Here is a 24,616-nt window from a genome sequence, read left to right as displayed (position 1 = left end):
AGATCTACACCAATCTATGATCGTCGGCAGCGTCAGATGTGGAGAAGAGAAAAAAAAATTCTGGCCATGGCCCGCACACGCCCCTGCATGTCGCTGTAGGTGGCCAATCCAGCATCCGGCAGGCCCAGGTGGGAGGCCACGGTGCCGAAGCCCGTCATGTACAAGGCATCGAAGCCGAAGCGGTCGGCCAGGCGCAGTGAGACCATGTCATAGACACCCGGTGCGATCACCAGGCCGGGTTGAGAGAGACGTTGCTTGAGTTGGGCGATCGAGGCGGCCATGGCTTGGGTTCCTAAAGAGTAGAAAAATGAATCAGAGGACGTTGGCGCGATTCAGCCGTTCATTCAGGCTGGATGCCACCGCGCTGAGCCACCTGGGCCCATTTGCCGGTCTCGGCCTGCAGGAAGCGGGCGAACTCCTCAGGCGGCGTGAGCACCACCTGCGCACCTTGCGCCGTGAGCTGCTTTTGCAGCCCAGGGTCGGCCGTGATGCGCCGCAGGTCCGCATTGATCTGTGCGACCAGGGCCGCAGGCAGCCCGGCAGGTCCGAACAGACCATACCAACTCAAGGACTCGACCTGGGCATAGCCCAGTTCGCGAAAGGTCATCGCGTCCGGGAACAGGGGCATGCGCTCCGCTGCGGCCACACCGATCACACGCAAACTGCCCGACTGAACATGGGGCAGCGCGGTCAGAACGCTGGTCACCCCCATGGGCAGATGCCCGCCAATGATGTCGACCATGATGGGGGCGCCGCCCTTGTAAGGCACCCCTTCGGTCTTCAGTTGGGCCGCTTGCCGCATCAGCTCACCAGTCAGCCGGGTCTGCCCTTCCGAATAGCCGACTGCCATGGGTTCCTTGCGTGCGGCCTCGATCAGTTCGCGCAAGTCCTTGTAGGGGGCTTTGGCCGAGACCACGAGCACCATGGGCGAGTCAGCCAGGCGGGTGATGGGGGTGAAGGCACGGGGGGTGTCGTAAGGAAGCGCCTTCATCAGCACCGGATTGATGGCATGCGAGCCCACCACCATCAGCAGGGTCAGGCCATCTGGCGGCTGCTTGGCCACGTGCTGGGACCCGATGACCCCGTTGGCGCCAGAGCGGTTGTCCACCACCACCGAGACACCCCAATGCTCGGACAGCCGCTGGGCCACGATCCGGGCCACGATGTCAGTCCCGCCACCCGGCGAATAAGGGACCACGATGGTTACCGGCTTGGCAGGCCATCGCGGCGTCGGTCCTTGGGCCCGGGCCAGGCCAGACAGGCCGGCACCGGTGGCCAGCAGCAGGTTTCGGCGTCGCAAACCGCGGGGCGTCATGGGTGTCATGGGTGTCTCCTTGTGTGTGTTCCCTGCCCACTGAATGCAGGCCCCGTGCCAACCCGAAGACGATCGCAAGTCCTTGTCACTGCTCGATTTTCTTGTTTTGTCGCGTGCGGCTCATGTTTCATGAAACCTTAAAGCAACAATCATGAAACATCACAAGGAGACGCCATGGCCCTGCCCCGCCTCTGCTTCCTGAGCTACCCTGCCATCCGCCAACTGGCCCAGCCTGTGCTGGCCGAATACCGCCATCGAGCCGAAATCGAAGTGGTCGATGGCAGCTTTGATCGAACGCTGGATCTGGCGCGAGAGCGACTGGCCAGTGGCAGTGTGGACGTGTTTGTGAGTGCCGGCTCGAACGCCAGCCTGCTGCGACGCCACCTGCAGGCACCCGTGGCCACGATCCAGCTGACAGGCTTCGACATCCTGCAGGCACTGATCCAAGCCCGCGCCAGCACCGACCGAGTGGGCATCCTCACCTACGGCCAAACCATCCCGGAGCTGGAATCTGTGAAGACCTTGCTGAACATCGAGGTGCTCCAGCAGGCCTACAGGACACCGGAGGACGCCCGCCAGACGCTGGCCCTGTTCCGGGCCGAAGGCTGTCGGGTGGTGGTGGGATCGAGCCTGGTGCTCGAACTCGCGAACGAGCTGGGACTGACAGGCATCCTGGCCTATTCGCTGGACAGCATCCGGCAAGGCTTCGACAACGCGCTGGACCTGGCCCGGGTACGGCAACTGGAACGCGAACGTTATGCGCAGATTCATGGCGTGCTGCAAAACCTGCAGGATGCCGTGCTCGCGGTCGATCGCGAGGGTCGCCTGATCGCCGCCAACCCAGCCATGCTCCAGGCACTGGGCTGGCAATCCGCTCAGGCGCCCCAAGGGCGCCTGGACGAACTCTGGCCTGAACTGGGCTGGTCCGCCACGGCCCCCTTGCAAGCGCGTCAGAGCGTGCTGAACCTGCGCCAGCGCGACTGGGTCGCCAGTCTGATGCCCTGGGCCGACGGCGGTGAAGTGGTCGGCGCCACACTGACGCTGTATGCCGCCCAGGCCATCCACGAAGCGGACAACCGGCTGCGCATGCGCAAGCGTGAAGAACAAGGCACGGCCCGGCATCGCTTTGAAGACCTGATCGGTAGCAGCCCTCCCTGGCTTCACGTGGTGGATGACGCACGCCGCTTCGCCCCCACCGACCTGCCGGTTCTGATCACCGGCGAAACCGGCACCGGCAAAGAGCTGATGGCACAGGCCATGCACAACGCCAGTCCGCGGGCTGCCCGCCCTTTTGTGGCCGTGAACTGTGCCGCCGTGCCCGAAGGGCTGCTGGAGAGCGAACTCTTCGGCCACGAAGACGGGGCCTTCACCGGCGCCCGGCGTGGCGGCCGACGCGGCCTGTTCGAAAGAGCCCACACCGGTACGCTGTTCTTGGACGAGATCGGTGACCTGCCCCTGCCACTGCAGAGCCGCCTGCTGCGGGTTCTGCAGGAGGGCGAGATCCAGCGCCTGGGGGCGACCGGCGCCATTCCCGTGGATGTCCGGGTTTTGGCAGCCACCCACCGCCCCTTGCAAGACTGGGTGACCGAAGGCCGCTTTCGTGCAGACCTGTTCTATCGCCTTGAAGTGCTGCGGCTGGAACTGCCTCCATTGCGCCAACGCAGCGCCGACCTGCCCCAGCTGGCCCATGCCCTGCTTGAGCGCAGCCTGCGCCAGCAGGGCCTGGCCTGGCCAGCTGCCGAGGTGCTGCACAGAGCCACGGCAGCACTGCTCAGCCATCGCTGGCCGGGCAATGTCCGGGAACTGGGCAACCTGATGGACAGAATTGCCGTGGCACTGCGGGGCACTGACAAGCTGGACACCGTGGACTGGGTCAGGCTGGACCGCCTGTGGCCGCCGCTGCCCGCCAGCGACCCGAAGGGTCGCACCGAGCAGGCAAGAAACGCCTTGCTCCACCATCAAGGCCGCCATCAAGACGCCGCACGGGCCCTGGGGGTGAGCCGGGCCACCCTGTGGCGGTGGCTCAAAGACCAAGAGCCACCGCCCCCGGGCTGATGCCAGGGCCGGCCCCCAGCCCGTTCGCCCCTGGCAAGCCGCACGCCAGCGCGTGCCCGCGCCGCCTTCAGAGCACGGGGGCCGATTTAGGAACCGCGTCCGTGATCTGAGAGGCCAGGACCACATCGGCTTTTGGGCGGGCCAGGCCAGACGGCGCACCCAATCCGCACTCGATGTCACCACTCAACTGCCCGCCATCTTCAACAATCAGTTTGGCGTAACGGATTTTTCCGCTGACTTGGCCCGTGGCGTGGATGATCAGTTTGCCGCGCACATTGAGGCTGCCCTCAAAACGCCCTTTGATCTCGGCCAGATCGATGTCAGCCGCGCCCCGGAAAGACCCCTGCTCCGAAATCTGCATCAAGCGCGAGTCCATGGTGGCTTCCACCATGCCGTCGACGACCAGCGTGTCGCAATCGGTGATCTCAACGCCCTTGAGTTTGATGTTGGGCCCCACGGTGAGGCGACTGCCGCCTTCGGCAGGGGCGGGTTTGACCGTTGCCTCCACCGGGACAGATTGCGCGACCGGACTGGGAGCCCCCGTCTTGGAGGACTGCGAGGGCGCAAGGCCGGCACCGGGCTGAGCCGATGCACCGGGCTGAACCCGGGAAGCCACGCCATCAGGATCGCGTTTGCCAAAGAAGTTAGGTTGAATCGCCATGGAATCTCCTGAAAGGGATTCATGCTAGGGAGCGTTGACGATACATTCCAACAAATGTGAGCAACAAAAGTAACCAGATACAAAAACAGCGGACGAACCGATAAAGAAACACCGCTGATATTTATCAATCAACCCTTCAATCAACCCTTCAAACGAATCAAGGGGCCATCGAATGATTTGAACTCTGACAAGACACTATCAAAGTGTAAATATCTCAGTATCTATCAGGTACCGAAAAGGCTCTTGCGCCTCCGGATCAGCCGCCCACTGCTTCAAGGCTTCACGGTATATCGCACCAAAATTACGCGCCGCCAATTGAATCAGATCGGAATCAGCCCGCTCAAGGGTCTGAACCACATAAATCATGAGGTGCATCACCATGGTGCGTGGGGCCTCGGGGCGATGAATGCGGATCCGGCTGTTGAGGAAGACCTCAAAACGCAGTCCTGGCTCCTGAAGCAAGCCCATGGCGATGGGCACGAAGGTTTCGAGTTTCACACGCGTATTCCCTGAAAAATCACTCCCTGGCCAGCAAGGCATTCGAGAGAGCTGGCAGGTCTGGAAGCAGATCACGCGGCATTTGTGAATCAGCCAGACACACCATGAACAGGGCGCGATACTAAGGGCAGAGTCGTGAAAAATAAGGTTCAAATGTTTCTCGTTGTTACCTCGAAAACCATTGAATAAGCGCTTTGCAAATATCCGTTGCAGCAGCATCCCGTCACTCCGCCGGTTTTATCACGACGGGCGGGGCCTATGCGGCGATGGCCTGCTGCGCTCAGTTTGGATTTACGCATTGACACATTTGCGTCGCCCCACCGCCGTGACGCTCATGGGTCTCATCGCCGGCATGCGCTTCGGGCATTGCCGCCCGGGTCAGGGGCACTGCGCAGTCCAAGCTCTGCTGGAAAAAAGCGGGCCCAGCGTCTAAGCTCAAACATCGCTGTCACACCCCGCCAACCCGAACCTGCGTCCGACTCCCTGCGCAGGCCCCGCAAGGGGTTGCACCCGGCCCCCTGGCCGGGTTTCTTTTTGGCGCGCCACCGAGGCCCCGCTGGCCAGCGCAGGGGCAGCGGCCTCAGCACGCCTGCATCTGATCATGCGGGTTGACGCTTGCGGTCGCGTTCGTCAAACGGCCAGATGCCCAGGGTTGGGCGCTGGGGCTTGCTCAGAGGGACTTGCATGAGTGATCTCCTGTAAAGACCTCCCTACAACGCGACAGCCTGCCATCGGATGACATCACCTGATCGCAGCAAAGCACTTCCCCCTCAAACAGACCCTCAACTGGCCGAAGCCGGGCAGGGTTTTCACGGGCAGAAAAAAATCGCTTGAATTCGAATGTCGGCAATATACTGCGTGCACAAGACGTGCAGGCACTTTATTGCATACCAAGCAGATGATCACCCAGCCACGATGCGGAGCGCCTTCATCGAAGTCGCGCCAAGCGAGCCACCCGCTGGCACCAAAGCTTGCCGTTCAGCGGGGTGTCGCCCTCGGTCAAGGCCTTGCACTGACAACGCACCCGATGTTTTGAAAATCGACAACTGGAGACACACATGACCTCACGCCGACTGATCCTCAGCCGCAGCGCAGCCCTGGTGGGTGCAGCGTCCAGCGGCCTGTGGCTGCCCGAACTGGCCCGAGCCCAAACCGGCAAGCTGCGTGTGGGTTTCATGCTGCCCTACACCGGCACCTACGCCCAACTGGGCGTGGCCATTGAGAACGGGGTGCGCATGGCCATCAATGAGCAAGGCGGCAAGCTCGGCGGGCGCGAGATCGAATACTTCAAGGTCGACGACGAATCAGAGCCCGCCAAGGGCATCGAAAACGCCAACAAACTGGTCCAGCGAGACAAGGTGGATGTGCTGATTGGCACCGTGCACTCGGGCGTGCAGATGGGCATCCAGAAGGTGGCACGCGACAGCGGGGTGTTGAGCCTGATCCCCAACGCCGGCGTGCATGCAGCGACCCGGGCCCTGTGCGCCCCGAACGTGTTCCGCACCAGCTTCACCAATGCCCAACCCACCCAGGCGCTGGGCGCGGCCATGGTGGCCCGTGGCCACAAGAAGGCCGTCTGGATCACCTGGAAGTACGCCGCTGGCGACGAGGCCTACGAGGGCTTCAAGGAGAGCTACACCAAGGCCGGTGGCACCATCGTCAAAGAATTGGGCCTGCCTTTCCCGAACGTCGAGTTCCAGGCCCTGTTGACCGAAATCGCTGCACTGAAGCCCGATGCGGTGGCCTGCTTCTTTGCCGGAGGTGGGGCCGCCAAGTTCATGCGTGACTATGCGGCAGCCGGTCTGAAGGGAAAGATCCCGCTCTATGGATCGGGCTTTCTGACCGAAGGCGTGATCGAGGCCGCCGGCCCGGCCGCCGACGGCGTGATCACCACCATGCACTACAGCGATTCGCTGGACACGCCGCGCAACAAGCAGTTCCGCCTCGACTACGCCAAGACCTTCAAGATGCAACCGGATGTGTATGCCGTGCAGGGCTACGACACGGGCTTGTTGCTGGTGCAAGGCGCCAATGCCGTCAAAGGGGACCTCAGCGGCAGCAAGCCAGCGCTGTACAAGGCGCTCGAATCGGCTGTGATCGACAGCCCGCGTGGCAAGTGGACCATGAGTCGGGCCCACAACCCGGTGCAGGACATCTACCTGCGGGTGGTTGAAAAAGGCGAGAACAAGGTGCTCGGCGTGGCCGCCAAGGCCCTGGCCGACAGCGGCGCGGGTTGCCGGCTGGGTTGATCGAACGGGGGCGGCCTGCCCACGGGGCCCGGCATTTGCAAGAATGATGTGACCAGCGCTTCGATTGGAGCGCCGGCCTGTTGTTCGTGCGCCTGGATCCCGTGGCCACGACCTGTGTTTGCCTCACCTGCCCCCTCATCGCCATGACCCTCAGTACCTTTTTGCTTTACCTCGCCGCCGTGGCCCTGCTCGTGCTGTCGCCCGGCCCCACGATGCTCATGTGCATGACCAACTCGCTGCAGTACGGCCCACGCCGCGCCCTGGCCTCGGTGGCGGGCAGTGTGACCGCCGTGCTGGGGGTGATGTTGCTTTCGGCCCTGGGCCTGGGCGCCCTGCTGGCAGCGTCAGAAACCGCCTTCCTGGTTCTCAAAAGCGTCGGTGCCGCATACCTGATCTGGCTCGGCATCAAAACCTTCCGCAGTCGGGCAACGGTCTTTTCACCCCAGGCCACCGACTCGCCGGGCCAGCGTCAGCCCCAGTCCTATGCACGCCTGTACCTGCAGGGCCTGATGGTGGGGGGTAGCAACCCCAAGGCCATCCTGTTCTTCACGGCCTTCTTTCCGCAGTTCATCAACCCGACCGCCACGTTTCTGCCGCAGTTCAGCCTGCTGGCCGGCACCTTCGTGAGCTTTGAATTCACCGTGCTCTCGGCGTGCGCCCTGGGCGTGGCGCGGCTAGCCCCGGCCTTGCGCTCCAGCAGCCGCATGCAGTGGTTCAACCGCATCTCGGGCGGACTGTTCACCCTCATGGGTGGCTTGCTGCTGATGTCGCGTCGCCACACCTGATCCGATCCGACGGCCCACCCACTTCAAACCCCGCCCCGCCATGGACCTTGCCAACCTTCTGATCCAGTTGCTCAACAGCGTGCAGTACGGCCTGCTGCTGTTCATGCTGGCGGCCGGCCTGACGCTGATCTTCGGCATCATGGGCGTGGTCAATCTCGCCCATGGCAGCTTCTACATGCTCGGGGCCTATCTGGCCTGGTGGCTCAGCGCGCAGGTGGGCAGCCTGCCGCTGGCCATCGTGCTCGGGGCCCTGCTGTCGGTGGCTTTGGGCCTGGCGCTTGAATGGCTGCTGTTCCGCCATTTCTACCAGCGCGACCACCTGGATCAGGTGCTGCTGACCTTCGGCCTGATCTACGTGTTCGAAGAGCTGCGTTCGCTGCTGTGGGGCGACGACGTTCACGGCGTGGACATCCCCAAGGCGCTGGACTGGTCGCTGCCACTGACCGACACCCTCTCCTACCCGGCCTACCGCCTGTTCATGTCGGTGGTTTGCCTGCTGCTGGCCCTCGGCCTGTACCTGCTGATCTCGCGCACCCGGCTGGGCATGAAGATCCGGGCCGGCGCCTTCAACCGCGACATGGCCGAATCGCTGGGCATCAACATCCGGCTGATCCATGCCATCGTGTTTGCCCTCGGCGTGGGCCTGGCCGCCGTGGCCGGCATGGTGGCGGCCCCCATTGCGAGCGTCTACCCCAACATGGGTTCACAGGTCCTGATCATGTGCTTTGTGGTGGTCGTCATCGGCGGCATCGGCTCGGTGCGCGGTGCCTTGATCGCGGCATTGCTGGTGGGCCTGGTCGACACCTTTGGCAAGGTGCTGCTGCCCCAGGTCTCGGGCATGTTGGTCTACATGCTGATGGCCGCCGTGCTGTTGTGGAAGCCTGAGGGGCTGTTCAAGCAATGACCCCCGACGCAGCGTTCACGCACACCCCTGCCCTGCCCCCCCTACGCCCGGAGTTCCACTGATGTCTGCCCCCCGTGCCCGTCTCGAGACCCTGCCCCGTGGCCTGCAGGCCGCGCTGGCCCTGGGCCTGCTGGCCCTGCTGAGCTTCCCCTTCGTGGGCAGCGATTTCTACGTGCAGATGGTGGCACGCATGATGATCCTGGCCATCTTCGCCATGAGCCTGGACCTGCTGCAGGGCGTGACCGGCCTGGTCAGCCTCGGGCATGCAGCCTATTTCGGGCTGGCCGGCTATGCCTTGGCCTTCATCACGCCCGCAGGCGAACCCGCCAGCCTGTGGTGGACGCTGCCCGTGGCGGTGGCCGCCTCGGCGCTGGCGGCCCTGGTGATCGGCTTCTTTGTGGTGCGCACCCAGGGCATCTACTTCATCATGGTCACCATGGCCTTTGCGCAGATGGTGTTCTATCTGTTCTTCGACAACAAGCTCCTGGGTGGCTCGGATGGCCTGTACATCAACTTCAAGCCCGATGCGAGCCTGGCGGGCTGGTTGCCCTTCGATCTCGAGAACAAGCTGAGCTTTTACTATTTCACGCTGTTCTTTCTGGTGGCGGTCTATGCCTTTCTTCGGCGCCTGCTCTGGAGCCCGTTCGGCCGGGCTCTGGCGGGCATCCGCATCAATGAACACCGCATGCGTGCCATGGGCTTCGGAACCTTTGGCTACAAGCTGGCGGCATTCACCCTGGCCGGCGCATTGGCCGGTCTGGCCGGCTACCTGTGGGGTGCACAGAGTGGCTACGTGAACCCCGAACTGATGGGCTTTCACATGAGCGCTCACGCCATCATGATGGTCATCCTGGGCGGCATGGGCAATTTTGCCGGAGCCATTGTCGGGGCCTTCACCTTCGAGTTGCTGCTCGACCTGTTCAAGGACCTGCCGGCCGTCGGCGGCTTTGACACCGGCAAGCATTGGCAGCTGTGGATGGGCCTGTTCATCGTCGCGCTGATCGTGTTTGCGCCCCGGGGACTGCTGGGCCTCACCCAGCGCGCAGGCAAAGCCCCCTCTGGAGAGCAAGCGTGAACGCCACACAGACCCCCGAAGTGCTGATGAGTGCGCGCGGCCTGACCCGCCGCTTCGGTGGGCTGGCCGCCGTCAACCAGGTCGAACTCGATCTGTGGCGCAACTGCATCCATGCCGTGATCGGCCCCAATGGTGCCGGCAAATCGACCCTGACCAACCTGCTTTCGGGCGACCTGCCCCCCAGTGAGGGCCGCATCACCCTGGGCGGACAAGACGTCACCGGCTGGTCGGCCGAACGCATCTCGCGCCAGGGCCTGGGCCGCAGCTACCAAAAGACCAACATCTTTGCCCCCTTGAGCGTGTGGGACAACATCCGGCTGGCAGCCCAGTCGCGCAGCCCGCAGGCCTGGCGTTGGCTCCAGCGTGCCGACAGCATCCGTGCGATCAACGAACGCGCCGAGCGCGCCCTGGAGTTGGCCGGTCTGCAAGCCCGCCGCCAGGCCGTCGCGGGCGCAGCCAGTCATGGCGAACAGCGCCAGCTTGAGATCGCCATGACCCTGGCCACCGAACCGCAGGTGCTGTTGCTGGATGAACCCCTGGCCGGCATGGGCGTGGCCGAGGCCGAACGGGTGGTCGAGTTGCTGCTGCGGCTCAAGCCCGGCCACGCCATGATGCTGGTCGAGCACGACATGGACGCTGTCTTCACGCTGGCCGATCGCCTGACCGTGATGGTCAACGGCCAGCGCATCGCCAGCGGCAGTCCGGCCGAGGTGCGTGCCGACCCGCTGGTGCAGTCCGCCTACCTCGGAGCCGACGAATGAGCCCCACCCCCGAACTGCTGATCCAGGCCCAGGGCCTCAACACCTTCTACGGTGCCAGCCACATCCTGCGTGACCTCAGCTTCTCGGTGGCGCGCGGTGAAACCATCGGGCTGATGGGACGCAACGGCATGGGCAAGAGCACCCTGCTGAAAAGCATCATGGGCCTGGTCAAGCCCCGCTCGGGCCAGGTGAACATCACGGGCCGCGCCATGACCGGGCGCTCGCCCTACGAGGTGTCACGGCTGGGCATCGCCTACGTGCCCGAAGGACGCGGCATCTTCGGCAACCTCAGCGTGCGCGAGAACCTGCAGATGGCCGCCCGCGCCGGCACCCGGGGCCAGCGCGACTGGACCTACGAGCGCGTGCTGGAGACCTTTCCACGCCTGACCGAGCGACTGAACCACGGTGGCCAGCAACTGTCTGGGGGCGAACAGCAGATGCTGACCATCGGCCGCGCGCTCATGACCAACCCCGATGTCTTGATCCTCGACGAGGCCACCGAGGGCTTGGCCCCCCTGATCGCACGCGAGATCTGGCGCATCTGCGGCCTGATTCGCGAAAGCGGCATCAGCAGCGTGATCGTCGACAAGAACTGGAAGCACGTCACCCAGATCAGCAACCGCAACGTGATCCTGGTCAAAGGCCAGGTGGCCTTCGAAGGCAGCTCCGAGGAACTGCGGGCCAACCCGGCCTTGCTGGACCAGTACCTGGGCGTTTGAGACGCGCTTCACAGACCAGCACAAGTTGATACAGATCGGGTGTCAACGCCCCGCCTGCGCCACTCATTGAGCGTGCAAGCCCGCAGATCCCTCATCCTTCCCGCGGGCCTGAAAGCCCGCCATGCCTTTGCGCCCAAGTCGCCCCTTGCCAGGGGCCCTGCTCATCACCGGACTGAGCCTTGTTTTGTTGGCCCCTCTGGCCCAGGCCCAGAGCGAGGGCCAAAACTTCGCCTATCGCCGCGGTTACGACCAGGGCTATGCCGATGGCCTGGCTGCCGCTCGCCAGGCCCCCTGGCAGCCGGGCGCGACCCCAGGCTGGCCGGGTTCCTTGGGCGCCAGCCCGGCCCCCATCACCTTGCACGAGGCCCGCTATGGCACGGCCGAGCGTGCCTGTGATGCCCGTGCCGGCATTGCCCGGACGCTGGCCGAGCAGCCCATGCCGGTGCTCGCGGTGAACAACGGCTTGTGCGGCGACCCCGCGCCGAACCAACGCAAGTTCCTGATCGTGCGCTACAGCTGCCCGGGCCAGGGCCCGGTGCGCCAAAGCACCTGGGAGGGACAAGCCATGGCCTTGAACTGTCCTTGACGGTCTGTCAGCACAAAAAAAACGGCGCCAGGGCATTCCCTGGCGCCGCTCAATGGAGACGAAAGCGAGTTGCTTACTTGATGGTCACCGGCATTTGAACCTGAACCTTGCGACCCGCCGAGTCCGTGACCACGATGGTCAGCGAGTAGCTGCCAGTCTTCGGGCTGGGCCAGTTGGCCGTCACGGTCAGGCCCGTCATCGAGAACGACATGCCCAGCGGCGCGCCAGAGATCGACACCGAAACCCAGCTCACACCCGAATCCGTGATCGTGATCGTGCCGCTGACGGCCTTGCCTGCCGTACCCGTGATGGCGGGTGCATTGACCGACAAACCGCTGCTGGTCGAGGTGGCGGCTGCAATCTTGACCGTGTACACGGCTTGCCCGGTCAGGCCGGTCTTGCTGTCCTTGGCGATGGCGGTCACGCTGTAGCTGCCGAGCACCGGGCTGGCCCAGCTCACCACACCGGTGCTGGCGTTGACGCTCATGCCGGTGGGGGCACCGCTCAGGCTGTAGCTCAGGGCATTGGCGCCGGTGGCGTTCACGGTGAATGACAAGGCGGTGCCTGGCGTGCCATTGACGGTGGCGGCGGTCACGGTGGGGGCCACCGGCGCGGTCACGGTCACGGTGTAGACACCCTGGCCGCTGAGGCCGGTCTTGCTGTCCTTGGCCACCACCGTCACAGCGTAGGTACCCGCCACCGGGGTGGCCCAGCTGACCACACCCGCGGTAGAGATCGCCATGCCGCTCGGTGCGCCGGTCAGGCTGTAGGTCACGGCATTGGGAGCGCTGGCCGACACGGTGAACGACAGGGCCGTTCCCACCTGGCCTGTGATGCTGGCCGAAGCCACCACCGGCGGGTTGGTCACGGTGGCACCGCTCAACACACTCAGCAGGTTGCTGCCGTTGGGCGTGCCCAGGCCGGTGGGGGTGTCAAAACCGGTGTGCGCGCTGCAGGTGGCGCAGGTGCCGTTGTTGCCCGACACCACATCCAGAAACGCACCGGCATAGCTGCTGGCATTGACCGAGATCTGGCCATAGAGAACAGAGTGCGGCGCACCCAACAAAGCCTTGGACGACTGGACTCGCATCGCGTTGGCCACCGCCAACAGGGCCGCCCATTGCGGGGTGGACATGCTGGTGCCGCCCGCGCTGACCCATTGGGCGGTGGTACTGCCGGCAGGGATCACCGCCACGTACTGGCCGGTGTTGGGGTTGGCATTCATGGCCACATCTGACACGGTGCGACGCGCCACCGTGCCCATGCCGGGCACCGCGCTGGTCTGGTAGCTGGGCGTGGCGGTGTAGGCACTGGTGCCACCACCCGAGCCGGTCCACACCACTTCGCTGCGGCTGCCCGTGCCGCTGTAGGTCAGGGAGGTACCGCCGACGGCCAGCACCTTGGGCGACACGGCCGGCCAGCTCACGCCGGCACCCGAGTCACCGGCGGCCGCCAGGTAGGTCATGTTGGCCGTGCCGAAATAGCTGTCGGCCGAAGCGGTCCAGTTGCCTTCGTTGGCGCCAAAACTCATCGACACCACGCCCGGGCCCATCTTGTTGGCCAAGCCCACGGCGGCCAGCAGGCTGTTCACGCCGGAGTCCGGGGCTTCGATCAGCACCAGGCGGGCCAGCGGCGCGATCGCGTGGGCCCATTGAACGTCCAGCGAGATCTCGGTCGACCAGCCCGAGTTGTACGCGGGTGCCGTTGCCGTCATGGCGCCACTGGTGTTGCTGTACACCACCGACAGCTCGCAGGCCGAGGCCGACGGGGCGGCCAGCGGCAGCGCGGCAGTGGTGGCAATGGCCTTGGTGGTACAAGTGGGCAGGCCGAACTTGCTGTTGAAGGCGGCCAACTCGGCCGCCACGTTCGGGTTGTGCATGGCGTCGACGATGTAGATCGTCTGGCCGGCACCCAACTGAGCGGCTTGGGCAGCCGACAGGCTGGCACCCGCCGCCGGAGTAGCCGGCAAGCCGTACGCGGCCCGGATCTGCGCCGGTGAATAGGTGACCACGGCGGTCCCGGCCTTCGCGGTCGAATCATCGGACTGGACATTGGCAGGAACCCCCAGGGCCTTGGCCTGGATCATCGCTTCGGGCGTCAGGCGACGGCTGCTCAGGCCGGCCAATTCGGCAGGCACCAGTTGCACGCGGGGAGCCATTTGGGCCGATGCGCCCGAGCCAGAGGCATCCACGTCGTCAGGCGCCTGAAGTTGCACCGGTGCCAGGTGAAACGTGGGCAAGGCGGTCTGCGTGGCTGCCGACTCCGGCAAGGTGTCCACCTCGGCCGACAACGTGGTGGTCGCGCTGACCGAGGGGCTGGCAGCCGTGCCGGCATCGCCGCCGCCGCAGGCCGCCAGCAGCAAGGTCATCGCGCTCAAGGCCAGGCCGCAGGCGGCTGACGCAGAACGCAAGGAATGGAATTGAATCAAGGAGGCCATGGCACTCTCCGGTCAGTTGGACGGGAGGCACAGCCATCAAAAGAAGGGAAGCCAGGACACCGGGCGGGTGGGTTGCCGGCTTCTGGGACCTGGGGATCCAGGTGGGCTTCGCAGAAGAAGCCACAGGGGCTTGGCAACCCCGCTGTCATACCCCTGAGGGCTTAGACCGGTGGCTTTGCGACCCCGCCTTTCGGACGGGTGTGCCTTTTACATGCCGCCATCTTAAGTTCATTTATGTTTCATATCAACACAATTCGTAACACAGCCGATAAGAAGTGACGAACGGAAAAGAACTGAAAAAGCCAGCCAGTTCCCGCCATCCGCCCAAGCCGACATGGCCAATGTTGCCTGTCAGAGGGTGCCGGGCCTCACGCCGTCACGCGCACCACCACGCGGCCGCGCACCTGGCCTGCCAACAGATCGGCCGCCACCGAGGGGGCCTGGGCCAGCGGGATTTCACGGGTGAACGCCTCCAGCAAGGTGGGGTCCAGGTCGCGGGCCAGGCGCGCCCAGGCCTGCTGGCGCAACGGCAGCGGAGCCATCACGCTGTCAATGCCGTACAGCGTCACCCCGCGCAGGATGAAAGGCGCCACCGTGGCCGGAAAGTCCATGCCCCCAGCCAGTCCGCAGGCCGCCACCGCGCCGCCATATCGGGTGCAGGCGCAGGCATTGGCCAGGGTGTGGCTGCCCACGGCATCCACCACCCCGGCCCAGCGCTCCTTGCCCAGTGCTTTGCCGGGCGCGGCCAGTTCGGCCCGGTCAATCACCTCGGCGGCGCCGATCGATTTCAGGTGTTCAGCCTCTTGCGGCCGACCGGTCGAGGCCACGGCGCGGTAGCCCAACCTGGCCAGCAGGGCCAGGGCCACGCTGCCCACACCACCATTGGCCCCCGTGACCAGGATGTCGCCGTCACCAGGTTGAATGCCGTGGCGCTCCAAAGCCATCACGCACAGCATGGCGGTGTAGCCCGCGGTGCCGATCGCCATGGCCTGGCGGGCACTGAAGGCCTCGGGCAGGCGCACCAGCCAATCGCCCTTGACCCGGGCCACCCCGGCCAGGCCGCCCCAATGGGTTTCGCCCACGCCCCAGCCATTGAGCAGCACCGGGTCGCCCACCTTCCAGTGGGCATGGCTGCTGGCCGTCACGGTGCCCGCGAAATCAATGCCCGGCACCATGGGAAAGCGCCGCACCACGGGCGACTGACCGGTGATGGCCAGGCCATCCTTGTAATTGAGTGTGGACCAGGCCACCTGGACCGTCACGTCACCCTCGGGCAACTGTGCCTCGTCGATGGACTGCAACTGGGCGCGGTAACCGGCGTCGTCCTTGGTGATCAAAATGCCTTCGAACATGGGGTCTCCTGATTGGGTACAAGCGGCGTGGATCATGCCCCAGCTCGAACAGACCTATCAAGCACCCGGGATCCCCCTGAGGGTCAGTTCAAGGCCCCTCGGCAAAGGCCAGCATGGCCTCGATCAGTTGCTGCACGGTGGGTTGGATGCGGGCGGCCACCCCGGGCAGGTAGTCAAAAGGCAAGGCCTCTTGCATGTAGCTGCACTGCGTCATCTCCAGTTGCACCGCATGGATGCGCTGGGCCGGCTGGCCGTAATGGCGGGTGATGTGCCCGCCCTTGAAGCGCCCGTTGAGCACCGCGGTGTGCGCCGGCGCGGCCTGGGCGATCTCCAGCAAGCGCTGCGCCAGGGCCGGGTCGCAACTGGCACCATCCGCCGTGCCGAGGTTCAGGTCGGGCAGCTTGCCGTCGAAGAAGCGTGGCAGCACCGAACGGATCGAGTGCGCGTCCCACAACATGGCCACGCCATGCTGGGCCCGCAAACGCTGCAACTCGGCCTGCAAGCAGGCGTGGTAAGGCGCCCACACCGCTTCGCGTCGCTGTGCGATCTCTTCCTCGTCCGGGCCCCGACCGTCAGCGTACAAAGGGGTGTCGTCAAAGGTATCGACGGGACACAGCCCGGTCACGCTCTGGCCCGGGTACAGGCTGGCGCCGTCGGGTGGGCGGTTCAGGTCGATCACGTAGCGCGAATGGGTGGCCACCAGGATCGAGGCGCCCAGAGCGCGTGCAAAGCCATAGAGCTGCTCCAGGTGCCAGTCGGTGTCGGGCACCTGCCGGGCTTCGGCCGTCAGGCGCTGGGCCAGCGCGGGCGGCACGTAGGTCCCCACATGGGGCATGGAGATCAACAGCGGACGGTGTCCCTGGTGCAGGCGGAATGCAGCCTGATCGGTGGTGAAAGTGGTCGCGGTCATGGGAGGGCCTCGGATAGGAGAAGGTCAGGTACTTTCAAGCAGTTCGCGGCGGGCCTGCACAAAGGCCCGGGCCGCCTCATCGTGCAAGGCGTGGCGCCCGGCCTGCACGCGGGGCACGCCGCCCACCCGCACCTCGGCCACGGCCGAGCTGCGGTGGCTGCCGAACACATGGGCCGAGAGCATGTCGGGCGCAGGCAGGCCGGCCAGGGCCAGGTGCTGCGGGTCCAGCGCCACCCAGTCGGCTCGCTGCCCTGGTGCCAGGCCCGCCACGGGGCGGGCGCAGGCCTGGGCACCGCCCGCCACGGCCTGCAAGGTCATGGCCGTGGCCACGCCAGGCTGGCGGGCGCTGGCCAACACATTTCGCTCATGCCGCTGCAGGCGCTGGCCATACTCCAGCAGCATCAGCTCTTCGGCCGCATTCACGCAGGCATGGCTGTCAGACCCCACGCCCCAGGCACCGCCGGCATCGCGCCACAGGGGCAGGTCAAACAGGCCGTCGCCCAGGTTGGCCTCGGTACTGGGGCACAGGCCGGCCACCGCGCCGCTGGCAGCCGCGGCGCGGTATTCGGCCTCGGTCATGTGGGTGGCGTGCACCAGGCACCAGCGCCGGTCCACCGGTGCATGCTCCAGCAGCCATTCGACCGGACGCCGCGCGCTCCAGGCCAGGCAATCGTCCACCTCGCGCGTCTGCTCGGCGATGTGGATGTGGATGGGGGCCTCGGGGTCGAGGGCCGTCAGGCCCGCCACAGCTTCGCGCAGGCTGTCGGGTGGCACAGCACGCAGCGAGTGCGGCGCCAGACCGAGCCGGGTACCGTGGCCGTGCAGGCCCTGCTGGATCTCGCCCTGCAGCGTGTCCAGCAGGCTCAGCAGGTTGTCGGTGCTGCGCAGAAAGCGCCGCTGCCCGCCGTGCGGCGCCTGCCCGCCAAAACCGCCGGTCTGGTACAGCACGGGCAGCAGCGTCATGCCCATGCCGGTGCGCTGCGCCGCCCGCAACAGGCAACGCGCCAAGGTGGCATCGTCGGCATAGGGTTGGCCGTCGGACTGGTGGTGCACGTAGTGGAACTCGCACACCGAGGTGTAGCCGGCCTCCAGCATCTCCAGGTACAGCCAGGTGGCGATGGCCTCCAGCCGCTCGGGTGTCAGGCTGCCGGCGAAGCGGTACATCAGGGTGCGCCAGCTCCAGAAACTGTCGGCCTCGCCGCCCTGCCCCGGGCTGCTGCGCTGCTCGGTGAGGCCGGCGAAGCCGCGCTGGAAGGCATGTGAATGGAGATTGGGCAGGCCCGGGATCACGGGGCCTGTGGCCGGGGCCACCCCAACGGGTGCCTGCGCGCCCACCGGCACCCCCGCCTGCACGTGCGTCAGCACGCCGGCCGCATCCCACTGCAGCAGCACGTCGCGGGCCCAACCATCAGGCAGCAGGGCGTGGGGTGCAAACAAGGTGTTGGTGCGCATGTCGGTGCTCATGTCGAAGATCTCACGTCCGCTTCGGAACAGGTCTGGGTGACGCGCCCCTGGCGCACCACCGTGGGCTGGGCTCGCTGGCCCAGCCAGTAGGCCAGTTCGGCCACCTCGCCCACAGGCCACAGCACCCAGTTGGCAGGCCGCCCCGGGCCGAGGACACCATGGGTGTCCTGCAGGCCAAGTGCCTGGGCGGCGTGGCGGGTGACCCCGGCCAGGGCCTCGGGTACGGTCAGGCGGAACAGGGTGCAGGCCATGTTGACCATCAGCAGCAGGCTCAGGGCTGGCGAGGTGCCCGGGTTGTGGTCGGTGGACACCGCCATGGGCACACCGGCCTCACGCAAGGCCTGGATGGGCGGCCGTTGGGTGTCGCGCAAGGTGTAGAAGGCCCCCGGCAGCAACACGGCCACCGTGCCCGCGCGGCGCATGGCCGCAATGCCCTCGGCCGACAGGTGCTCGATGTGGTCGCACGACAGCGCACCGTAGCGCGCCGCCAGCGCCGCGCCGCCCATGTCGGACAGTTGCTCGGCGTGCAGCTTCACCGGCAGGCCCAGGGCTTGGGCAGCCTGAAACACCTGCTCGGTCTCGGCCAGCGAGAACGCGATGCGCTCGCAGAACACGTCCACCGCATCCACCAGGCCCTCGGCTGCCAGCGCCGGCAGCATCTCGCGACAAACCAGATCGATGTAATCGGCGCTGCGCCCCGCGTACTCGGGCGGCAGGGCATGGGCGCCCAAAAAGGTGGTGCGCACCGTGATGCCGTGAAGCTCGCCCAGGCGCCGCGCCACCCGCAACTGCTTGCGCTCGTGCGCCAGGCTCAGGCCATAGCCCGACTTGATCTCGATGGCACAGACGCCCTCGGCGAGCAGGCTCTGCAGTCGGACGCTGGCGCTGGCCAGCAGTTCGTCTTCGCTGGCCTCGCGGGTGGCCCGCACGCTGGAGACAATGCCCCCGCCCGCGCGTGCCACCTCTTCGTAGCTGGCCCCGGCCAGCCGCAAGGCGAATTCAGGGGCACGCTGCCCGCCATACACCAGGTGGGTGTGGCAGTCGATCAGGCCGGGCGTGAGCCAATGGCCCCGGCCATCGTGCCTGGGGGTGCCGGGCGGCAGCACGGCATCGGCCAGGCGCCCGACCCAGGCGATCTGCCCCCCTTGCACCAGCAAGGCGTCACTGTCGGGCGGGCCATCGGCCGTCAGCGCACCGGGCGCGACCCGCAGGTTGAACCACAAACCCTCGGCACTGGCGTGCGTGGAACCCAGCATCTTCAGACCTCCTGTATCAACACCACGATCAGTGCGGCCTGCGGCCCATCGGCCGTCAGCCGCCAGGGGCCGAAGCGCCCTGCCCCGGCCTGCCACCACAGGCCCTGGTCGGGCGCCAGCGCCACGGTTTCAGCGCCACACAGCTGCCAGGCCCCCTGCAGACTCATCAACAAGCCGGCTGGCGCCGACGGCAGGGCCTGCCCCACATCACCACGCAGTACCGTGACCGAGGCCCGGCAGCGCTCGCGCCGCGTCATCACGTTGAAGTCATCGCAAGGGCCGCCCAGCAGGCGGCTGTCGATGGCCGCTTCGCCCGCAAAGGCAAAGGGCTGCCACGGTGTGGACAGGCGGTGCGCCACCGCGCCGTCGCCAGAGGCCAGGTGCACGCCGGCGCCTTCGAGCAGCGTGATCACGCGGTCCACCCCGGTGAAACTGGAGAACGGGCCATCGCTGGCGATGTGGGCAATGCTCACCCGCCAGTCAAAAGCGTCCAGGCCCGCGCCCGGGGGCTGGCAGACGATCTCGCGGGTCAGCCCGCCGCCGTTCTTCCAGGGCATGGCCTCGAGGGCTCGGCGGTCGAAGAAGTGCAGGTCTGGCATCTCGGATCTGGCCTCCAGGCTCACGAACGGCTCAGCACGGCCTGCAGAAATTGCCGGGTGCGCTCCTGGCGCGGGGCGCCGAACACGGTGGCCGGGTCGCCGGCCTCGACGATGCCGCCGCCGTCCATGACCACCACCACATCGGCCACCTCGCGGGCAAAGCCCATCTCGTGGGTGACCACCATCATCGTCATGCCCTCGCTGGCCAGCAGCTTCATGACCTGCAGCACCTCGCCCACCAGCTCGGGGTCGAGGGCCGAAGTGGGTTCGTCGAACAGCATCACCTTGGGTCGCATGGCCAGGGCCCGGGCAATGGCCACGCGCTGTTTCTGGCCGCCTGACAGGCTGGCGGGCATGGCATCGGCCTTGGCCGACAGGCCCACCTTCTGCAACAGCTCACGCGCCTCGGCTTCGGCCTGGGCGGCACTCAGGCCCCGCAGCATGCGCGGGCCCAGGGTGACGTTGCCCAGCACCGACAGGTGCGGGAACAGGTTGAACGACTGGAACACCATGCCCACCTCGGTGCGCAAGGCGTTCAGCTCGTGCTCGCCCAGCATCTGGCCGTCACGCACCAGGGTGTGGCCCACGATCTCGACACTGCCCTGCTCGGGCTGCTCCAGCCCGTTGCAGCAGCGCAAGAAGGTGCTCTTGCCCGAGCCGCTGGGCCCGATCACCACCACCACCTGCGAGGGCTGAACCTCGAAGTCGATGCCTTTCAGCACCACATGATCGCCGTAACGCTTGCCCAGGCCACGGATGCGCACGATGGGTCCGGCCGCTTGCGCCGCCTGCGCCGCGGGCGGCGTCTGTTTCAGGGTCGGGCTCATTGCACCATGCCTCCGGCGCGCAGGCGCTGTTCGATGTGCCGCAGGGCCAGGGTGGTCAGGCCCGTGAGCACGAAATACACCGCCGCGATCGCGAGGTACACCTCAAGCGAGCGGTACGACACGCTGATGATCTTCTGGCCCTCGTGCATCACGTCGTGGATGGTCAGCAGGGACACCAGGGCCGAGTTCTTGATCAAGGCAATGAACTCATTGCCCAGCGGTGGGATCATGCGCACCACGGCCTGCGGCAGGATCACGCTGCGCATGGCCTGCCCGTATGACATGCCCATGGAGCGCGCGGCCTCCATCTGTCCGCGGTCCACCGACTGGATGGCCCCGCGCACGATCTCCGACACATAGGCGCCCGAGTAAATGCCCATGCCCAGCACGCCGCACACAAAGGCCGGCAGCAGCAGCCCGAAATGCGGCAGGCCGAAGAACAGGATGAACAGTTGCACCAGCAGCGGTGTGCCGCGGATCAGCGCGACATACGCCGTGCAAAGGCCGTAGACCAGCGGGTTGCCGCGCCGCAGGCGGCCCATGCCGGCCAGCAGGCCGAGCACACAGCCCAGCAGCAGGGCACAGGCGGTGATCTGCACCGTGACGGCGGCGCCGTTGAGCAGATCGCGCCAGCCCGCCCAGACGGGTGAAAAATCGAAGTCCATGGGGTGGAGTGCCTTCAGTCAGGGGGCGCTCAAGCCGTCATTTGCCAGCCGGGAACCACTTGGCCACCAGGCGCGCATGGCTGCCGTCGGCCTTGAGCTTGGCCAGCGCGGCATTGACGGCGCGGGTCAGCTCGGGCGTGTCCTTGCGCAAGGCCATGCCGTACTCCTCGGTGGTCAGTTGGGGCTCCAGCACCTGCAGGCCCGGGCGGGTGCGCATGTACTGGAAGGCGGCGGGCTTGCCGGTCACCAGCGCATCGGCGCGACCGATGTCCACCAGGTTGAACATCTCCTGGTTCTTCTCGACCTCGACCAGCTGCACTTGGGGGAAGGCCTGCTTCACAAAAGCCACCGACTTGGTGCCCACCTGCACCGATACCTTCTTGCCATTCAGGTCGATCGGAGCCTTCATGGCACTGCCGGCCTTGACCATGGTGACCAGACCACCGGCAAAGTAGGGCTCGGTGAAGTCGACCACCTTCTTGCGCTCGTCAGTGATGTAGATGGCCGACACGGCCATGTCGAAACGCTTGGAAATCAGGCCCGGGATCAGGCCCTTGAAGTCGATGTCCACCCATTCGACTTTCTTGCCCATGGCGGCGCCCACAGCCTCCACCAACTCGACATCAAAGCCGGTGCGCTTGCCGTTGTCGGTGTATTCCATGGGCGGGAAGGTGGCATCGGTGGCCACGTGCAGCACATCGGTCTGGGCGCTGGCAGCGCCGTGCAGGCCAGCCAAGCTGCTGAAGGCCAGGGCGGCGAGGATGAGTTGGCGACGAAAGTTCATGGGGAGGTCCTGTCAGGTTGGAGGGAAACAGCGGGGGGGGGGAAAGGAATCACAACAAGGCGTCGGGTCACGGGCCCTGCAGCGCGCGGGCAATGCGTGCCGCGGTGACCAGGGTCATGTGCACAAAGGCCGCCTCGCGGCCATCGATACGCAAGGTCGGTGCCATCAGCGTGATGGCACCCTGCAACTGGCGCTGGCCATCGAGCAGGGGCGCGCTGACGCCCCAGACACCGGCATCCACCTCGCCGGCCGTGATGGCATGGCCACGCTCACGGATGGCTGCCAGCTCATGGCGTCGGGTTTCGCGCTCGGTGGCATCGAGCGCCAGCCGCTCCAGGACCGCATCGCGTTGGGCCTCGGGCAGATGGGCCAGCAGGCACTTGGCGCTGGCGCCGTCACGCAAGGGCACACTGCGCCCCTTGTCGAAGGAGCAACGCAGCGACTGCACGCTGTCCACCATCTCCAGGCACACCGCCCGTTCGTTGAGCACCGCGACCAGGGCCACGCTCTCGCTGCTGAGGCGGGCCAGGGCCTGCAGGTCGGCCCGTGCGCACTGCACCAGGCGCGAGTTGGCATCGAAGCCGCTGGCCAGCTCGACACTGGCGGGGCCCGGGCCGTAGCGGCCATCGACCTCCATGACAAAACCCCAGCGCCGCAAGGTGGCAATCTGGCGGTACAGCGTGCTCTTGGCCAGCCCTGTGGCGGCACTCAGCTCCAGCGCACTCAGTGGTTCGCGGTGCTGCGCCAGCACCGACAGCACCTGCAGGGTGCGGTCGGTGGCGGGGGAGGTGTCAGATCCGGCGGTCATGGGAATGAGGTGAGCGCTGAAGCGTTGCTTGGCTTGCAGTATCTGGCGTCAGGGCAGACCCGCCAAGACCCCATTCCCACCTGCTGGGAATGGGGGGCGGCTTTTGAGATTCCAGCCTTCCCGCCCTCAGTCCCTGAGCATGGGCAGGTTCAGGCCGTTTCGTCGCGCGCAGGCCTGGGCGCTTTCGTAGCCGGCGTCGGCATGGCGCATCACCCCGGTGGCCGGGTCGTTCCAGAGCACGCGGGCCAGGCGCTGGTCGGCCGCCTCGCTGCCATCGGCCACGATGACCACGCCCGAATGCTGCGAATACCCCATGCCCACCCCACCGCCGTGGTGCAGGCTGACCCAGGTGGCGCCGCCGGCTGTGTTGAGCAGGGCATTCAGCAGGGGCCAATCGCTGACGGCGTCGGTGCCGTCCTTCATGCTCTCGGTTTCGCGGTTGGGGCTGGCCACCGAGCCGGTGTCCAGGTGGTCGCGGCCGATCACGATGGGCGCCTTGAGCTCGCCCGTGCGCACCATCTCGTTGAAGGCCAGTGCCGCCTTGTGCCGCTCACCCAGCCCCAGCCAGCAGATGCGCGCCGGCAGGCCCTGGAAGCTGATGCGCTCGCGGGCCATGTCAAGCCAGCGGTGCACATGGGTGTTCTCGGGGAACAGCGCCTTGATCTTGGCGTCGGTCTTGTAGATGTCCTCCGGGTCACCCGACAAGGCCACCCAGCGGAAGGGGCCCTTGCCCTCGCAGAACAGGGGGCGGATGTAGGCCGGCACAAAGCCGGGGAAATCGAAGGCGTTCTTCACCCCTTCATCGAACGCCACCTGGCGGATGTTGTTGCCGTAGTCGACCACCGGCACACCCAGGGCCTGGAAATCGAGCATGGCCTGCACATGGCGGGCGCAGGACTGGGCCGCGGCCTTCTTCAGGCTGGCATGCTGGGCCGGGTCCTGCTGGGCCGCACGCCATTGCGCCACGCTCCAGCCGGCCGGCAGGTAGCCATTGACCAGATCGTGGGCCGAGGTCTGATCGGTCACCAGCCCGGGCTTGAGGCCACCGGCCTGGGCCCGGCGCACCAGTTCGGGCAGCACCTCGGCTGCATTGCCCAGCAGGCCGATGGACACCGCCTCACCCGCAGCCGTGTACTGGGCGATCAGCGCCAGGGCGTGGTCCAGGTCACGCGCCTGTTGGTCAAGGTATCGGGTGCGCAGGCGGAAGTCGATGCTGGCCTGCTGGCATTCGATGTTCAGCGACACCGCACCCGCAAAGGTGGCGGCCAGGGGCTGGGCGCCCCCCATGCCGCCCAGGCCGGCGGTGACGATCCACTGGCCCTTGAGGCTGCCGCCATGGTGTTGGCGACCGGCCTCGGCAAAGGTCTCGTAAGTGCCCTGCACGATGCCCTGGGTGCCGATGTAGATCCAACTGCCCGCGGTCATCTGGCCGTACATGAACAGGCCCTTGCGGTCGAGTTCGCTGAAGTGCTCCCAGTGGGCCCACTTGGGCACCAGGTTGGAGTTGGCCAGCAGCACGCGGGGGGCGTTCTCGTGGGTCTTGAACACGCCCACGGGCTTGCCCGACTGGATCAGCAGGCTTTCATCGTCGTTGAGCTGGCGCAGGCTCTCCAGGATGGCGTCGTAGCAGGCCCAGTCGCGGGCCGCCCGGCCGATGCCGCCATAGACCACCAGGTCTTGCGGGCGCTCGGCCACCTCGGCGTCGAGGTTGTTCTGGATCATGCGATAAGCCGCTTCGGTGAGCCAGCTCTTGCAGCTTTTCTCGGCGCCGCGCGGGGCGCGGATCACGCGGCTCGGGTCGTGGCGGGGATCGGCGGCCGGGGCCGTGGCGGCGGCGATGAGGTGGTCATTGGCGTTCATGGTCAACACTCCTGGTAAGACGGTGGACGAAAAATGGAAGGCGTCA

At 66.2% G+C, this 24,616-nt stretch carries 22 protein-coding genes, 1 pseudogene and 1 riboswitch; of the genes and pseudogenes, 8 read left to right on the top strand and 15 right to left on the bottom strand.

The window, feature by feature from the left end; all coding sequences use genetic code 11:
* Nucleotides 1-57: 57 nt before the first annotated feature.
* Together AC3WUT_RS01025 and AC3WUT_RS01020 are read right to left on the bottom strand one after the other, a co-directional pair.
* Nucleotides 58-281, bottom strand: a pseudogene (locus AC3WUT_RS01025) (carboxyvinyl-carboxyphosphonate phosphorylmutase); the annotation flags it as partial.
* Between the two features lie 59 nt (nucleotides 282-340).
* Nucleotides 341-1,324: a tripartite tricarboxylate transporter substrate binding protein gene (locus AC3WUT_RS01020; RefSeq protein ID WP_492345203.1), complete on the bottom strand. Its 984-nt coding sequence runs from the start codon at nucleotides 1,322-1,324 to the stop codon at nucleotides 341-343.
* A gap of 165 nt (nucleotides 1,325-1,489) precedes the next feature.
* Between AC3WUT_RS01020 and prpR the strand changes: the two genes are divergently transcribed.
* Nucleotides 1,490-3,370 (top strand): propionate catabolism operon regulatory protein PrpR, encoded by a 1,881-nt coding sequence (gene prpR, locus AC3WUT_RS01015; RefSeq protein ID WP_492345202.1) that lies wholly within the window; start codon nucleotides 1,490-1,492, stop codon nucleotides 3,368-3,370.
* A 67-nt stretch (nucleotides 3,371-3,437) separates the two neighbouring features.
* Here prpR and AC3WUT_RS01010 read toward each other — a convergent pair whose 3' ends face one another.
* Together AC3WUT_RS01010 and AC3WUT_RS01005 are read right to left on the bottom strand one after the other, a co-directional pair.
* Nucleotides 3,438-4,031, bottom strand: coding sequence for a bactofilin family protein (locus AC3WUT_RS01010; RefSeq protein ID WP_492345201.1), 594 nt, complete (start codon nucleotides 4,029-4,031; stop codon nucleotides 3,438-3,440).
* Between the two features lie 198 nt (nucleotides 4,032-4,229).
* On the bottom strand, nucleotides 4,230-4,748 hold the full coding sequence (locus tag AC3WUT_RS01005; RefSeq protein WP_492345200.1) for a hypothetical protein: 519 nt from the start codon (nucleotides 4,746-4,748) through the stop codon (nucleotides 4,230-4,232).
* An 839-nt stretch (nucleotides 4,749-5,587) separates the two neighbouring features.
* On the opposite strand from AC3WUT_RS01005, the gene AC3WUT_RS01000 reads away from it, so the two are divergent.
* From AC3WUT_RS01000 to AC3WUT_RS00970, 7 genes are all read left to right on the top strand, one after another.
* Complete coding sequence (locus tag AC3WUT_RS01000; protein ID WP_019575328.1) at nucleotides 5,588-6,778, top strand: ABC transporter substrate-binding protein; 1,191 nt, start codon at nucleotides 5,588-5,590, stop codon at nucleotides 6,776-6,778.
* A gap of 143 nt (nucleotides 6,779-6,921) precedes the next feature.
* A complete protein-coding gene (locus AC3WUT_RS00995) occupies nucleotides 6,922-7,563 on the top strand; it encodes a LysE family translocator (protein WP_492345199.1) in 642 nt (213 codons plus the stop codon).
* Nucleotides 7,564-7,603: 40 nt separating this feature from the next.
* Nucleotides 7,604-8,467 (top strand): branched-chain amino acid ABC transporter permease, encoded by an 864-nt coding sequence (locus AC3WUT_RS00990; RefSeq protein ID WP_492345198.1) that lies wholly within the window; start codon nucleotides 7,604-7,606, stop codon nucleotides 8,465-8,467.
* A gap of 61 nt (nucleotides 8,468-8,528) precedes the next feature.
* A complete protein-coding gene (locus AC3WUT_RS00985) occupies nucleotides 8,529-9,542 on the top strand; it encodes a branched-chain amino acid ABC transporter permease (RefSeq protein ID WP_492345197.1) in 1,014 nt (337 codons plus the stop codon).
* 26 nt (nucleotides 9,543-9,568) lie between these two features.
* The gene (locus AC3WUT_RS00980) at nucleotides 9,569-10,303 is read left to right on the top strand and encodes an ABC transporter ATP-binding protein (protein ID WP_492345590.1); all 735 of its coding nucleotides are present in this window, start codon (nucleotides 9,569-9,571) and stop codon (nucleotides 10,301-10,303) included.
* Nucleotides 10,300-11,022: an ABC transporter ATP-binding protein gene (locus AC3WUT_RS00975; RefSeq protein WP_492345196.1), complete on the top strand. Its 723-nt coding sequence runs from the start codon at nucleotides 10,300-10,302 to the stop codon at nucleotides 11,020-11,022. The genes AC3WUT_RS00980 and AC3WUT_RS00975 overlap by 4 nt, the downstream gene beginning before the upstream one ends.
* Nucleotides 11,023-11,143: 121 nt before the next feature.
* Nucleotides 11,144-11,608 carry a hypothetical protein gene (locus AC3WUT_RS00970; RefSeq protein ID WP_492345195.1) on the top strand — a complete coding sequence of 155 codons (465 nt, stop codon included), beginning with the start codon at nucleotides 11,144-11,146 and terminating at the stop codon, nucleotides 11,606-11,608.
* Nucleotides 11,609-11,681: 73 nt separating this feature from the next.
* Here the strand turns inward: AC3WUT_RS00970 and AC3WUT_RS00965 are convergent, their stop codons facing one another.
* The 11 genes from AC3WUT_RS00965 to hutU all read right to left on the bottom strand — a co-directional run bounded on the left by AC3WUT_RS00965 (nucleotide 11,682) and on the right by hutU (nucleotide 24,570).
* The gene (locus tag AC3WUT_RS00965; RefSeq protein WP_492345194.1) at nucleotides 11,682-14,045 is read right to left on the bottom strand and encodes a putative Ig domain-containing protein; all 2,364 of its coding nucleotides are present in this window, start codon (nucleotides 14,043-14,045) and stop codon (nucleotides 11,682-11,684) included.
* 129 nt (nucleotides 14,046-14,174) lie between these two features.
* A riboswitch (cyclic di-GMP riboswitch) is annotated at nucleotides 14,175-14,260 on the bottom strand.
* A 153-nt stretch (nucleotides 14,261-14,413) separates the two neighbouring features.
* Entirely contained in the window at nucleotides 14,414-15,397 is a 984-nt protein-coding gene (gene acuI / locus AC3WUT_RS00960; protein ID WP_492345193.1) for an acrylyl-CoA reductase (NADPH), read from the bottom strand.
* Between the two features lie 88 nt (nucleotides 15,398-15,485).
* Entirely contained in the window at nucleotides 15,486-16,307 is an 822-nt protein-coding gene (hutG, locus tag AC3WUT_RS00955) for an N-formylglutamate deformylase (RefSeq protein ID WP_492345192.1), read from the bottom strand.
* A gap of 24 nt (nucleotides 16,308-16,331) precedes the next feature.
* Nucleotides 16,332-17,759, bottom strand: coding sequence for a formimidoylglutamate deiminase (locus AC3WUT_RS00950; protein WP_492345589.1), 1,428 nt, complete (start codon nucleotides 17,757-17,759; stop codon nucleotides 16,332-16,334).
* An 8-nt stretch (nucleotides 17,760-17,767) separates the two neighbouring features.
* Nucleotides 17,768-19,027: an imidazolonepropionase gene (gene hutI, locus AC3WUT_RS00945; RefSeq protein ID WP_492345191.1), complete on the bottom strand. Its 1,260-nt coding sequence runs from the start codon at nucleotides 19,025-19,027 to the stop codon at nucleotides 17,768-17,770.
* A gap of 2 nt (nucleotides 19,028-19,029) precedes the next feature.
* Nucleotides 19,030-19,626 carry a HutD/Ves family protein gene (locus AC3WUT_RS00940; protein WP_492345190.1) on the bottom strand — a complete coding sequence of 199 codons (597 nt, stop codon included), beginning with the start codon at nucleotides 19,624-19,626 and terminating at the stop codon, nucleotides 19,030-19,032.
* Between the two features lie 20 nt (nucleotides 19,627-19,646).
* On the bottom strand, nucleotides 19,647-20,453 hold the full coding sequence (locus tag AC3WUT_RS00935; RefSeq protein ID WP_492345189.1) for an amino acid ABC transporter ATP-binding protein: 807 nt from the start codon (nucleotides 20,451-20,453) through the stop codon (nucleotides 19,647-19,649).
* Nucleotides 20,450-21,118, bottom strand: a complete 669-nt coding sequence (locus AC3WUT_RS00930; RefSeq protein ID WP_492345188.1) for an amino acid ABC transporter permease — start codon at nucleotides 21,116-21,118, stop codon at nucleotides 20,450-20,452. Before AC3WUT_RS00930 ends, AC3WUT_RS00935 begins: the two co-directional genes overlap by 4 nt.
* Before the next feature lie 37 nt (nucleotides 21,119-21,155).
* A complete protein-coding gene (locus AC3WUT_RS00925; RefSeq protein ID WP_492345187.1) occupies nucleotides 21,156-21,902 on the bottom strand; it encodes a transporter substrate-binding domain-containing protein in 747 nt (248 codons plus the stop codon).
* A gap of 67 nt (nucleotides 21,903-21,969) precedes the next feature.
* Nucleotides 21,970-22,710, bottom strand: a complete 741-nt coding sequence (locus tag AC3WUT_RS00920; RefSeq protein ID WP_492345186.1) for an IclR family transcriptional regulator — start codon at nucleotides 22,708-22,710, stop codon at nucleotides 21,970-21,972.
* A gap of 126 nt (nucleotides 22,711-22,836) precedes the next feature.
* On the bottom strand, nucleotides 22,837-24,570 hold the full coding sequence (gene hutU / locus AC3WUT_RS00915) for a urocanate hydratase (protein WP_492345185.1): 1,734 nt from the start codon (nucleotides 24,568-24,570) through the stop codon (nucleotides 22,837-22,839).
* Nucleotides 24,571-24,616: the final 46 nt, after the last annotated feature.

Source organism: Curvibacter sp. EU05-FHT14A10 (assembly GCF_058791075.1).
Note: the sequence above shows the minus strand (reverse complement) of the source record. Positions and strands in the feature narration are given on the sequence as shown.